General features: G+C 34.0%; 12 protein-coding genes. 1 reads left to right on the top strand and 11 read right to left on the bottom strand.

From position 1 onward, the window contains the following. Window positions 1-4 precede the first annotated feature (4 nt). Window positions 5-3,031, bottom strand: a complete 3,027-nt coding sequence (locus tag NAB20_RS01915; RefSeq protein ID WP_375605419.1) for a TAT-variant-translocated molybdopterin oxidoreductase — start codon at window positions 3,029-3,031, stop codon at window positions 5-7. Between the two features lie 33 nt (window positions 3,032-3,064). After that, a complete protein-coding gene (locus NAB20_RS01920; protein ID WP_105195315.1) occupies window positions 3,065-4,399 on the bottom strand; it encodes a c-type cytochrome in 1,335 nt (444 codons plus the stop codon). 216 nt (window positions 4,400-4,615) lie between these two features. Between NAB20_RS01920 and NAB20_RS01925 the strand changes: the two genes are divergently transcribed. After that, entirely contained in the window at window positions 4,616-5,005 is a 390-nt protein-coding gene (locus tag NAB20_RS01925; RefSeq protein WP_105195316.1) for a sporulation protein, read from the top strand. A 72-nt stretch (window positions 5,006-5,077) separates the two neighbouring features. On the opposite strand, the gene NAB20_RS01930 is transcribed toward NAB20_RS01925, so the two are convergent. The 9 genes from NAB20_RS01930 to NAB20_RS01970 form a co-directional block, all read right to left on the bottom strand. Beyond that, window positions 5,078-6,451 carry an NADH-quinone oxidoreductase subunit N gene (locus NAB20_RS01930; protein ID WP_105195317.1) on the bottom strand — a complete coding sequence of 458 codons (1,374 nt, stop codon included), beginning with the start codon at window positions 6,449-6,451 and terminating at the stop codon, window positions 5,078-5,080. 61 nt (window positions 6,452-6,512) lie between these two features. Further along, entirely contained in the window at window positions 6,513-7,955 is a 1,443-nt protein-coding gene (locus NAB20_RS01935) for a NuoM family protein (RefSeq protein ID WP_105195318.1), read from the bottom strand. A gap of 12 nt (window positions 7,956-7,967) precedes the next feature. Next, the gene (nuoL, locus tag NAB20_RS01940; protein WP_375605420.1) at window positions 7,968-9,851 is read right to left on the bottom strand and encodes an NADH-quinone oxidoreductase subunit L; all 1,884 of its coding nucleotides are present in this window, start codon (window positions 9,849-9,851) and stop codon (window positions 7,968-7,970) included. Between the two features lie 6 nt (window positions 9,852-9,857). Beyond that, window positions 9,858-10,178 (bottom strand): NADH-quinone oxidoreductase subunit NuoK, encoded by a 321-nt coding sequence (nuoK, locus tag NAB20_RS01945; RefSeq protein WP_041253135.1) that lies wholly within the window; start codon window positions 10,176-10,178, stop codon window positions 9,858-9,860. A 1-nt stretch (window position 10,179) separates the two neighbouring features. Further along, the gene (locus NAB20_RS01950) at window positions 10,180-10,689 is read right to left on the bottom strand and encodes an NADH-quinone oxidoreductase subunit J (RefSeq protein ID WP_088391680.1); all 510 of its coding nucleotides are present in this window, start codon (window positions 10,687-10,689) and stop codon (window positions 10,180-10,182) included. A 1-nt stretch (window position 10,690) separates the two neighbouring features. After that, window positions 10,691-11,227, bottom strand: a complete 537-nt coding sequence (nuoI, locus tag NAB20_RS01955; RefSeq protein WP_105195321.1) for an NADH-quinone oxidoreductase subunit NuoI — start codon at window positions 11,225-11,227, stop codon at window positions 10,691-10,693. Window positions 11,228-11,231: 4 nt separating this feature from the next. Next, window positions 11,232-11,756 carry an ORF6N domain-containing protein gene (locus tag NAB20_RS01960; protein ID WP_375605421.1) on the bottom strand — a complete coding sequence of 175 codons (525 nt, stop codon included), beginning with the start codon at window positions 11,754-11,756 and terminating at the stop codon, window positions 11,232-11,234. 69 nt (window positions 11,757-11,825) lie between these two features. After that, window positions 11,826-12,863 (bottom strand): NADH-quinone oxidoreductase subunit NuoH, encoded by a 1,038-nt coding sequence (gene nuoH, locus NAB20_RS01965; RefSeq protein ID WP_105195323.1) that lies wholly within the window; start codon window positions 12,861-12,863, stop codon window positions 11,826-11,828. Window positions 12,864-12,866: 3 nt separating this feature from the next. Continuing rightward, window positions 12,867-13,895: a 2Fe-2S iron-sulfur cluster-binding protein gene (locus tag NAB20_RS01970; protein ID WP_375605422.1), complete on the bottom strand. Its 1,029-nt coding sequence runs from the start codon at window positions 13,893-13,895 to the stop codon at window positions 12,867-12,869. Window positions 13,896-13,914: the final 19 nt, after the last annotated feature.

A 13,914-nucleotide genomic window follows, 5' to 3' on the forward strand; every position in this document is an offset into this window, starting at 1 on the left:
AATATTAATTTCTAACTTTAACTTGGTAAACCACATTTGGCTGTGTTCCAATATGTTCTAATAAATGGTAAGAACGTTCTCCTGCTGCTAATTTAGCAACTTGAGAATTTTTATCATTTACATCACCAAATACCATAGCACCAGATGTACATGCATTTGAGCATGCTACTTGGAATTCACCATCTTGAATTACACGTCCTTCATTTTTGGCTTTTAAGATAGTAGCTTGAGTCATTTGGATACACATTGAACATTTTTCCATAACTCCACGAGAACGTAGGTTTACATCTGGATTTAATGCCATACGACCTAAATCATCATTCATGTGGTAGTTAAACTCTTCATTTTTATTGTATAAGAACCAGTTGAAACGACGCACTTTATAAGGGCAGTTGTTTGCACAGTAACGAGTACCCACACAACGGTTATATGCCATGTGATTTTGACCTTGACGACCATGAGAAGTAGCCGCAACTGGACATACAGTTTCACATGGAGCGTGGTTACAGTGCTGACACATTACTGGTTGGAACACTACTTGAGGATTTTCTGAAGCAGATTCTAACTCGATGTATTTGTTTCTTGAATCTAATAATCCAGAAGCTGAGTGTTTTTTCTCATTATCGCCTTCAAAAGTAGTTTCAGAAGAATAGTATCTGTCGATACGTAACCAGTGCATATCACGGCTTCTTCTTACTTCTGATTTACCTACTACTGGAACGTTGTTTTCTGCATGACATGCAATAACACATGCTCCACAACCTGTACAAGAACTTAAATCAATAGATAAATTAAAATGATGGCCAATTGTTCTATCAAAAGACTCCCATAAATCTACCGAAGTAGAAGGAACTTCTTTATGATCTAAAGATACTACAGGCATTACATTCCATTCAGCAGCATCTTTTGTATTAAAAATTTCTAAAGTAGTTTCTTTAATAATGTCATTACGACCCATTAAAGTTTTTTGTAACTGTACGCAAGCAAATTCATGTTCATCATTTCCTTTTTCAACAGAAACATTTTGTACTGTATTAAAATTCATGTAAGTAGGATAAGCATTAACTCCTACTTGCATTTCTTCTTTTAAAGAAGCTTTTCGTCCATAACCTAAAGCTAAACCGATAGTTCCTTTAGCTTGGCCTGGCTGGATCATTACTGGCACATTTTCTAACTTCACACCTCCTACAGTAAGAGTAGCTGTATGTCCATTTAGACCTCCGTTTGCAACATTCCAGTTTTCAATACCTAATTTTTCAGCATCAGCCTTAGACATAGTTACATAGTTATCCCAAGAAGCACGTGTAATTGGATCTGGAAACTCTTGTAACCAAGGGTTGTTAGCTTGTTGTCCATCACCCATACCCGTTTTAGTGTATAAAACTAATTCCATACCAGCTGATTTAGCATTAGCTAAAACTACTGCAGCTGCATTGAAATCAGCACTTGTACCTGAAGCAGATGGCAGAGCTGTAAATTCAACTCCATCATGAACTAATTGGTTCCAAGTTTTAGCACCAGCATAAGCGCCACGGATATAATCGTAGTATGATTGACCATTTCCTATCCAAGATAATAAAGCATCTTGAAATTGAACTGTATCAAACAATGGACGGATAGTAGGCTGTGTGATAGCGTAGCTCCCTTTCACAATGCTTACATCACCCCAAGATTCTAAATAATGAGGTATAGCTACAGCAATAGTAGAAGCTAAAGCTGTTTCATCTTCTTTCATTGTGAAACTAACAGCTAACTTTACTTTTTTTAATGCTTCTGTAAATTCTTTAGTATTTGGTAAAGTATAAACAGGATTAACGTTATTCATGATTAAAGTATGAATAACTCCTGCATTCATATCAGCAATTAATTGCTTAACATCGGCATTATTTCCTTTACGGATCTGACGTGTATTTCCTGTAATGAAAGCTTCACTTGATAGAGCACGGTTAATCGCTAATACTAATAATTGGGCATTTTTATCATCAATTCCACAAACTAAAACACCTTTAGTACCAGCCGCTTTTAATTGTTGCGCTGCTTTTGCTACTTCAGGATTACTTGCAACACTTACGGTAGCACCAGTAACGATGTTATAAACTTGTACTAAAGCTTGCTTTTGTTGCGCCACAGTCATAGGAACACGCTTATCAGCAGCAGCACCAGACAGTGTCATATTAGCTTCAAACTGGTAATGTTTCGACATTTTACCATTTTGAGGGATACGACCTTGAGCATAACCAGCATCAAAACCACCACCTTGCCAATCACCTAAGAAATCAGCACCTACGGAAACAATTACATTAGCTTTTGAAAAATCATAATCTGCTAAAGCTCTTTCGCCGTAAATCATCTGAAAGGCATCTAAGGCTTCTGATGAAGAGACTGCATCATATACTACGTGCTTCGCATTTGTATTAGCTGCTAAGAATTGACTAATTAAATGATCTGTAGATGAAGAAGCAGAAGTATTCGTTAATAAAACAACTTTACCTCCTTTCGTTTTTGCTTCAGCAATACTCGCTTTAATCATAGCATTTGCTTCAGCCCAAGAAGAGTCTTTCCCTGCTATTTTCGAATTTTTGAGACGTAGGCTATCGTACAAAGATAACACAGACGCATGAACACGAGCATTAGCATGGAAGTTTGCTCCTTCCATTTTGTTATTTTCAATCTTAATAGGACGACCTTCACGAGTCTTAACTAAGATATTAGCGAAATCAAAACCATCCGAGAATGAAGTTGCATAATAATCTGCAATTCCAGGAATGATTTCCTCAGGTTGAACTACATAAGGAATTGACTTATGTACCGGACCTTCACAAGCAGCTAGTGTTGCAGCAGCTGTACTGAATCCCACATACTTAAGAAAATCACGACGTGTTGTATTAGAAGATGCTAACGAAGCAGCATCACCTAAAAACTCATCTGTTGGAATCTCTTCAACAAACTCGTTATTTCTAAGCGTCTCAACAATAGAGCTATTTTCGTTTAGCTCCTCAACACTTTTCCAGTATTTTTTGTTTGATGACATATTATATATAAAAATTAGCTTCTTAATAAATTATTAGTAGTGACATTTACCACATTCTAAACCTCCCATTTGTGCAGCTGTTAATTTGTCTACACCATATTTTTTAGAAAGTTCTGCATGGATTTTCTCATAGTAGGCATTTCCTTCTACTTTAACAGCTGTTTCACGGTGACAATTTACACACCATCCCATAGTTAATGGAGAATATTGCTTCATTATTTCGAAAGTCTCAACAGGACCATGACATTTTTGACACTCGATACCAGCAACAGAAACGTGTTGAGAGTGATTAAAGTATACGAAATCTTGTAAGTTATGAATTCTAACCCATTTAACAGGTTTTTGTTTACCTGTATATTTTTGAGCCGTTTTATCCCATCCTACTGCATCGTATAATTTCTGAATTTCTGCAGTATAGAACTCCTTAGTATATTCTACATAGGTAGAATCTTTATCCCCTTGGAATTCAGAGATGTTTTTATGACAATTCATACAAACGTTTAATGATGGAATACCAGCATTTTTACTCGTACGAGCCGCAGAGTGACAGTACTTACAGTCGATACCATTATCACCTGCGTGAATTTTGTGTGAGTAATGAATAGGTTGAATTGGAGCATAATCCTGATCTACACCTACTTGCATTAAATAACCATAAGCAAAATAAGCACTTACCAAAATCAATAAGATAGTAGACACCAACACTAAGAATTGATTTCTAGCAAACGATTTCCATAAAGGCAACAAACTTAACTTACGATCTTTAACTTCTACTCCATTAGCAGCAGAAATTTTACGTAAAGTATTGTAAACCATGTACAACATACCTACTAAAACCGCTAACACAACAGCTAACAACCCTAACACAACATTGTTAGAAACACCGGAAGAATCAGCACTTTGACCATTAGCAACTGAACCAGCTACTGATGCTTTCACTTCTTCTTTAGGCTCTGAAGTATAGGCTATAATGTTATCGATATCAGCATCTGATAACTGAGGAAAGGCTGTCATAGGAACCTTATTAAACTCCTCAAAAACTTTCACAGCATCAGCATCTCCTGATGCAATTAAACCTTTTGAATTTCTAATCCACTGTCCTAACCAAGCTCTATCACGACGTTCCGCAACACCACGAAGCGCCGGACCTGTCATTTTAGCATCTAACTTGTGACAAGCTGCACAATTTGCGTTAAACAAAGCCTTCCCCGCAGCAGCATCTCCGGCAGCAGCTGGAGCCGCAGCAGCATCAGCTGGAGCTGAAGCAGCAGGTTCTTGAGCAAAAGAACTTAAAGAAACAGATAATAGAAACGCTAGATTTAACGCTACTACTCTTAAAAACGATTTATGGTTTCCCACCTTTTTCATAAATTAAATGGTTATCATCTAAATTTGGTATATTCTCTACAGTACAAATTGCACTGAATACAATACACCATTTAAAAAACTCCGACAAAAATACGACTTATGAAGTATTCTCAAAACCTTAAATATATCTTAAATATTAATTTATAATTGTTCTAAATAATTTAAAAGGCTTTATTTTTGAATTATACCTTACATTTGCTTAAAAAATCATTTATTATGAATATTTTAACATTTTGTAAATCTGCGTTTTACATTTACATTTCTTCTTTTTTCAGCATCAATATAAGCGCGCAAAATGCGCAAAAAAACATTCAGCAAGATCCCAGATTTGAACAACTTTTAAATGAAAAAAGAAAAATAAACAACAATATTCCTCTTTATGATTATTTCAAAATTCAAATTTTCACAGGAGAAAATGAAGAGGCTAAAAAAACATTGATTGAATTTCGTAAAAACAATAGAAATTTAGACGGAACTATTGTATTTCATACTCCTATTTATAAAGTTTGGATTGGTAATTTTAGAACACGAATAGAAGCTGAAAAAAAACTATTAGAGTTAAAGAAAAAATACCCTAATGCGTTTCTAATCAAACCGAACAAGTAATAATTCAGTTATAAATAAAAAAGGGAGATATTTAAAAATTTAAACATCTCCCTTTTTAAAAATATTATTTTTTTATCTTATTACATATAACAAGGCATTTGGAAAGAAACCAATCATCAAATTAGCTATTAAACCTATGATGCCTAACACTAAATAAACGACAGGCATTTTAGCTTTTTCTTCATTATATGGCATTTTTGTGTACATAACTAAAATTAATCTAAAATAGTACCCTACACTTATTATAGACGCTATAATAGCCGCTATAACTAACACTATCCAACCAGAGTTCATAATTTGATTAAACAAGAAAAACTTAGCAAAAAAACCAGAAAAAATAGGAATTCCTGCCATGGAAAGTAATGATGTAGTTACAACTAATGCCGCAATAGGATGTGTTTTTGCTAAACCATTAAAAAGATCAATAGTTTCATTTTCTTTATCTTTTGTAACATATAAAACCACAGTAAAAATAGCTAATCCTGAAATGGCATAAGCAGCTGCATAATAAAACAACATATTGGCTGCTAAATTGGTAATGAGTAAAGTCATTAACATAAAACCTGCATGTGATATTCCTGAAAAGGCTAACATGCGTTTAACATTATTTTGACGTAATGCCATTAAATTTCCTACTATCATAGACAATATAGAAATTACTACAATTAATAATTGAAATTGATAGGTTTGAAAGGGAACTAATATCGTAGTTAATTTTAATAGAGTTGCCAAAGAAATCACTTTTGCTAAAGTTGCCATAGTTGCTGTTGTAAGTGTAGGTGAACCTTCATAAACATCAGGTGACCAAAGATGGAAAGGCACAGCTGCCACTTTAAACAGCATTCCTATTAACAAAAATAGCAAACCTATATTGTACCATTGAGGATAAGTTGTAGTATGCACTATTTGATAAATTGTTTGTAAATCAAAACTTCCTGTAGCGCCATAAATTAAAGTAATACCAAACAATATAACACCTGAAGCAAATGCGCCCATCAAAAAATACTTCATTCCTGCTTCATTGCTACGTAAATTTAAACGATTACTTGCAGCTAAAACATATAATGAAATAGAAAGTACTTCTATTCCTAAAAAAAACATCGCTAAATTTCCAAAAGATACCATGGCTACCCCTCCTGCCAAGAGAAAAACTTTTATAGAAACAAAGTCCGAAATTCTAGACATTTTTTCTTTATAAAATTCACCTCCCATTGCAATAAGAAAAATGGCAATAACAATAAACAAGCTAGAAAAAGCGACAGAAAAACGGTCAACAAACATCATGTTGTTTAAGTAAGTTCCCAAAAGATTATACTCAGAAATATTATAACCTAAAATGGCTAATAACCCAACGATGGTTATAGGTACAATAGCTTTCCTTGCATTTAGCATTTCAGCTAACATGACAATTACTCCTAATCCTGATATAGCAACTAATGTATTCATCTATAATAATGATTTAAGATTTTTGAAACTAGATTTTAAAATATAATCTCAAAATCTCAATTTAATTTATAATATTAATTTTTAAAACGATTTCTTTTAATGCTGGCGTGATTAAATCACTGATTGGCTTTGGATATAATCCAAAAAATAATAAAAAAGCAATCAAGATTATAAAAACAGTAATCTCTTTTGAGTCTATAGTTTCAAAAGTTTTAACATTTGTTTCACCTAACATCACATTTTGAAACATTTTTAACATATAAAAAGCTCCTAAAATGATCGTTGTTCCCGCAATTACGGCAAACCAAATATTTATATTATACAAGCTATACAAAGCTGTAAACTCACCAATGAAATTAAAAGTTGAAGGTAATGCCACTGATGCTAACATTATAATCATAAACACAGAAGCAAATTTTGAGTCTTGAATACGAATACCTCCCATATCAGCAATTTCTTGGGTTTTAAAACGTCTTTCTATAACTTCAGCAGCAAAGAATAAACCTACTACTACAAAACCATGTGCAATCATTTGTAAAACGGCTCCTCTTAATCCATCTAAAGAAAGTGTATAGATTGAAGCAGCTATTAATCCAACGTGTGCTAATGAAGAATATGCTAATAACTTTTTTAAGTTACGTTGTTTTAAAGCAATTACAGAACCATAAACTATCCCGATTATACTCAATACTAAAAATACATTCATATAGTTTTTAGCTGCTAATGGCGCTAACGGTAATTGCCAACGTATAATACTATATAATCCCATTTTTAGCATGATTCCTGATAATAGCATTGTGCCAACAGCTGGTGCTTTTTGATATGTATTGGCTTGCCATGTGTGAAATGGAAAAATAGGAATTTTAATAGCGTACGCTAAAAAGAAACCTGAAAATATCCATAATTGCTCTGTTTCTGTTAACTGAATAGCATATAAATCTACTAATAATAGAGAGCCTGCCTTTTGAAATAAATACACAAAAGCGGCTAACATAAATAGCGAACCTGCTAGTGTAAATACAAAAAACTTCATAATAGCACGTTTACGCTCCTCTAAATCTCCATTTCCCCATAATAAGGCAATAAAATAGATAGGCAATAAGGCTAACTCCCAAAAAATATAATACACTAATCCGTCTACACTTAAAAAAGTTCCGACCATCGCAAAATTCATAAAAACTATTAGGGAATAGAATACTTTACTATTTCCAAATGAATTTCCAAAAGATGTGTAAATTATTATTGTGGTAAGTATCGTTGACAACAAGATCATAGCCAGAGATAAACCATCTACTTTTAACGCTACATATATATTAGGATATTCAATCCATTGATGAATAAAACTAGGATTACTAGCACTTTGAAAAACATTCAAGGTATAAAAAGAGAATACGGTGGCAGCTAAACTAACGATAAGGGCTACACTCTTTGCGAACTTATTTCCTGATAAATAAGTGGCAACTGATCCGAATAATAATAAAACAAGTAAAAATGATACGTTCATTGTACTATTGTATTAAACTAAAAATATATAAACCAAAATGGAAGATAGACCTATTACAAAGGCTAATAAATACACTCCTATATTTCCATTTTGAATTAATTTTCCTTGGTTGGCTAATAGTTGAGCTGTTTTGGCAAAACCTAATACTGTTTCTGAAATAATAACTTCAGTATATTTTCTAAAGAAATGAGACAATTGGTAAATAGGTTTTACAATAACCGCTTCATAGATTTCATCTACGTAAAATTTGTCATACGCTACTTTAGCAAAACCTTCCATTTGTTCATCTTGAACTGGAACTTGTTTTTTCGCAATATATTTTGAATAAGCTAAATAAATACCAATTAATGCTCCAACTGTTGCAATAGTCATTAAAACATAAGCTGTTCCATCTAAATGATGCGCTTCGTGTGCTTTATGGAATAAAGGAGCTAAATAATGCGATAACCACGTACTACCTGGTAAATTGATTGCCCCACCTACTACAGCTAAAGCCGCCAAAATCATTAAGGGAGTAGTGATTAACAATGGACTTTCGTGCAAATGTTTCTTTTGTTCTTCTGTACCTCTGAATTCACCAAAGAAAGTCAAATACATTAATCGGAACATATAGAAAGCTGTCATAATGGATGCAACAGAACCTACAACCCATAATGCTTTACTACCATGGAAAGCTGTCATCAAGATTTCATCTTTTGACCAGAAACCTGCAAAAGGGAAAATACCTGAAATAGCTAAAGTAGAAATCAACATGGTCATATACGTGATAGGCATTACTTTTTTCAAACCTCCCATATTACGCATATCTTGTTCTCCGTGTAAAGCGTGAATTACTGAACCCGAACCTAAGAATAAACAAGCTTTAAAGAAAGCATGCGTGATTACGTGGAAAACAGCTACTTCATAAGCACCTAAACCTAAAGCTAAGAACATTAAACCTAACTGAGATACTGTTGAATAAGCTAATACTTTTTTGATGTCGTTTTGAACCAAACCGATAGCAGCTGCAAGCACTGCCGTAGCAGCACCAATTATAGCAATGATTTGTTGTACTGCTGGCGCTAAATCAAACACAAAGTTTAAACGTGTTACCATAAAGATACCCGCGGTAACCATCGTAGCGGCGTGTATTAATGCCGATACTGGAGTGGGTCCTGCCATCGCATCAGGTAACCAAGTGTATAAGGGTACTTGGGCTGATTTACCTGTAGCGCCAATGAATAAACATAAAGCAGCCACTGATAATAATCCTGCATTTTTAGTTGCTAAACCTTTATCAAAAATACCGTGAGCAATTTCTGAATATTCTAAACTTCCAAAAACATACGCTAAAATAAAGATTCCGATTAACAATCCTAAATCCCCAACACGATTCATGATAAAAGCTTTCTTTGCTGCATCGTTATAGTCTTGGTTTTTATACCAAAATCCAATTAACAAGTACGAACATAATCCTACTCCTTCCCATCCGATGAATAAAATTAATAAGTTACTTCCCATAACTAACGTAATCATAAAGAATACGAATAGGTTTAAGTAAGCAAAAAACTTATGTATGTTTTCATCGTCGTGCATATAGCTAGCCGAATACATGTGAATAAGTGTACCAATACCTGTTACGAATAATAACCATAAAACCGATAATTGGTCTAATAGGAATGAAAAGTTAATATTGAATTTTTCCAAAGAAATCCATTGGAATAAATCAATTTGAACACCTTTTCCAGTCGATTGGATTAAAGTGAAAAAATAAGTTGTTGCAAAGAAAGATATTAAAATAGATAACGTTCCTAACAATCCTACAAAGCCTTTTCCTGCTTTTTTACCCCAAAATATATTGGCTAAAAAACCAAATAAAGGCGCTAACAATAATACTAAAGCTAAATTCTTTTCCATTAGTATTTATCCTTTTAAATTCTTTAAATTATCAATATCAATCGAACCTGTATTTCTAAAGATAGAAACCAAGATTGCAAGTCCAACAGCAACTTCTGCCGCCGCTACTGCCATAGAGAAAAATACGAATACTTGTCCTTGTGCATCTTGATGATAGGTTGAAAAAGCAACAAGTAATAAATTTACTGCATTCAACATAATTTCAACCGACATAAACATAATAATTGCATTACGACGGTATAACACACCAAAAGCTCCAATACTAAACAGTAAAACTGCTAAGTATATATAGTTTTCAATTCCTATTTGTGATAAAATATTCTCCATCTTATTGAATTGATTTTTCTTTTTTAGACAATAATACTGCACCTATCATTGCTACTAATAATAATACAGAAGCAAATTCAAATGGTACCATGTATTCATTTAATAACACTTTACCCAACACTTTAATCGATTGGAAATCGGCACCTGCGTTTTTATACTCTTGAATTGTAGGCATTGCTTTAACAAATGTTGCCAATAACACAAAAGCTAATAATCCAAAGGCGAGTGTAGCAGATATTTTGGATAGCATATCTTTATTGGGTTCGTTTTCTTTGTTCAAGTTCATCAACATGATGGTGAATAGAATCAAAACCATAATAGCTCCAGCATATACTATAATGTGTACTAAGGCTAAGAATTGCGCATTGAATAACAAATAATGTCCTCCAATACTAAAGAAACATAACACCAAATAAATGGCACTATGGATAGGATTTTTACTTACCACAGTCATAAAACCTGTAGCAAGAGTAATCGCAGCTAAAATATAGAAAAGCGTAATTATCGACATTTTAGTTTGTTTTTGAGTTCTTAATAGCCATATCTAATGGCATTACTAATTTATCTTTACCGTAAATAAAATCTTCACGATTAGATGCTGATTTTACAATCACTTTTGATTCTGTCAAATAAATCGCATCTTTAGGACAAGCTTCTTCGCATAAACCACAGAAAATACAACGTAACATATTGATTTCATAGGTTGAAGCATATTTTTCTTCTCTGTACAAATGCTCTTCTCCTTTTTGACGTTCAGCAGCTGTCATGGTAATTGCCTCTGCAGGACAAGCTACCGCACACATACCACATGCCGTACAATTTTCACGACCTTGCTCATCACGTTTCAACATATGTTGCCCACGATAAACAGGACTGAACGGACGTACTTGCTCAGGATACTTGATAGTTACCTTTCTTTTGAACAAGTGACGAATCGTGGTAAACAATCCTTTAACAATCGCAACCAGATACAAGCTTTCCCAGAAAGTCATCTTCTTATTAGAGACCTCCTTTTTTCTTCCTGATAATGAAATGGTTTCTATTGACATTTTATCACTTTTTATAACCTATTTGGTTTCTTTCTTTTGTATTACCTTTCTTTTCAATGAGTTCATCTAGATAGTTAAATACTAGTTCGATGTTTTTACTGTGATTAGAAAGTTTCTTTTTAATTTCTTCGATTTCTAATTTAATGTTCAAATTATCTGATAAAGCTTCACGAATTTTAGTAAAAACTCTTATAATTTGAATATTCATCTTAATAGCTGTTGGACTGTTTAGTACGCTAGATAACATAGCAACACCATTTTCAGTAAAAGCTATTGGTCTATATCTTGTCCCTCCCCAACTTGAGGTGCCAATTTGGCACCTCAAGATTTCAAATTCTTCCTCGTTTAGTTCGAACATGAAATCTTCAGGAAATCTTTCAATATTTCTTCTAACCTGACGTTTTAAATTTTTAGTCTCGACTTGGTAAAGTTCTGCTAAATCTTTATCCAACATCACCTTTTGACCTCTTATGAAATAAATCTTATTAGAAATAATTTCATCAGGGATTGAAATTTCTTTTTGGCTCATACTAATAAATTAGGCGTTAATAAATTAATTTAAATTTTAATTTAAGAAGCCAAATATAAGCCTCAAAAATTACATTTTATCAGCAATCACAATCACAATTCCTGTAATCGCTACATTGGCAATAGCTAGTGGAATTAACATTTTCCAACCTAAATTCATCAACTGATCATAACGGAAACGTGGAATAGTCCAACGCACCCAAATATAGAAGAAGATGAAAAACAATATTTTTGAAAATAAAGCTAAAATTCCAATGATGTTAGCAGCATTTTGACCTAAGCTTTCAGCAACCATATCCATAAAAGGATAGTTGTAACCTCCAAAATATAAAAGTGAAATGATAGCTGACGAAACAAACATTGCCGCATACTCACCAAATAAATAGAATCCCATTTTCATCGATGAATATTCTGTATGGTGACCACCAATTAACTCCGCCTCACATTCAGCTAAATCGAAAGGTGTTCTGTTAGTTTCCGCAAAAGAACAAACTAAGAAGATGATGAAACCTAAAGGTTGGTAAAAGATATTCCAGTTCATTCCGTGTTGTTGCGAAACAATCTCTCTTAAACTTAAATTACCATTCATCATAATCACAGCAATGATAGCTAATCCCATAGCTACTTCGTAAGAAATCATCTGTGAAGAAGCACGCAAAGCAGACATTAAGGAATATTTATTGTTTGATGCCCATCCACCTATCATAATACCATAAACACTGATAGATAAAACTGCAAAAACATATAAAATAGATACATCTAACTCTGCTGCTTGTAGAATAACTGTTCTCCCGAAAATTTCAAGTGAATTACCCCAAGGCAATACCGCACTGGTAATTAATGCCATACTCATGGAAATAGCTGGACCTAATATGAATAAGAATTTATTAGGTGTATCAGGCATAAACTCTTCTTTAGCAAATAATTTCAAACCATCTGCTAAAGGTTGTAAAATACCTCCTTTACCTGCACGGTTAGGACCAATACGGTCCTGTAACCAAGCTGCAATTTTACGTTCTGCTAAGGTAGTATACATAGCCGCTAACATCGTAATAGCAAAAACGGCTACGATAAGAATTCCTTTTTCTATAATAATCGCACTGTCCATTTCTTATTTTTTTGAATTTTCAGTGTTCTCTAAAGGAACATTGGTCATACTAATTTTCTTACGGTCTTGCTCACGTCCTAATAAGATTTGGTCTTCTGTTTGGATTTCCACTTTTGGAGCGTTAAGCGCATATTTGTTTCGGTTGATTACCGAGAATTTTTCGAATTTACGAGGTCCTTCGATAGTCCAATCTTTAATATCTTTCTTATCAAAACGACATGTATTACAGATAAACTCTTCGACTTCATGGAACTCATCTTTACGACCGGTCACACGTTGAATTTCGTTACCAAACATCCAAACCGTAGTTTTACCACAACATTTGTCACAATCTCTGTGTGCATCATACGGTTTACTAAACCATACACGTGATTTGAAACGGAAAGTTTTATCAGTTAAAGCACCTACTGGACAAACATCGATCATATTTCCTGACATTTCGTTGTCGATAGCTTTAGAAATACAAGTTGAAATATTGGCATGGTCACCTCTATCCATCACACCATGAACACGGTGGTCTGTTAATTGGTCAGCAACCGCCACACAACGTTGACATAAGATACAACGATTCATGTGTAACTGAATATTTGGACCGATATCTTCTGGTTCAAACGTACGTTTTTCTTCAATAAAACGAGTTTCTGACTTACCATGTTGGAAACTCAAATTCTGTAAATCGCATTCCCCTGCTTGATCACATATAGGGCAGTCTAAAGGGTGGTTGATTAATAAAAACTCTGTTACCGATTTACGTGCTTCTTCCACACGGGTAGAATTTTTACTATTTACTTCCATACCGTCCATTACACCTGTTACACAAGAGGCAACAAGCTTAGGCATAGGAGTTGGGTTTGCATCGCTTCCTTTGGTTACTTCAACCAAACAACAACGGCATTTACCTCCGGTTTTTTCTAACTTCGAATAATAGCACATGGCAGGTGGCACGCTTTCGCCTCCTATCATACGAGCCGCTTGCAGGATGGTTGTTCCTGGTTCGACTTCTATCGATTGTCCGTCTATGGTTACTTTCATATTATCAGCCCCCTAACCC

It is taken from the genome of Flavobacterium davisii (genome assembly GCF_042182265.1).
Classification (GTDB): Bacteria; Bacteroidota; Bacteroidia; order Flavobacteriales; family Flavobacteriaceae; genus Flavobacterium; species Flavobacterium davisii.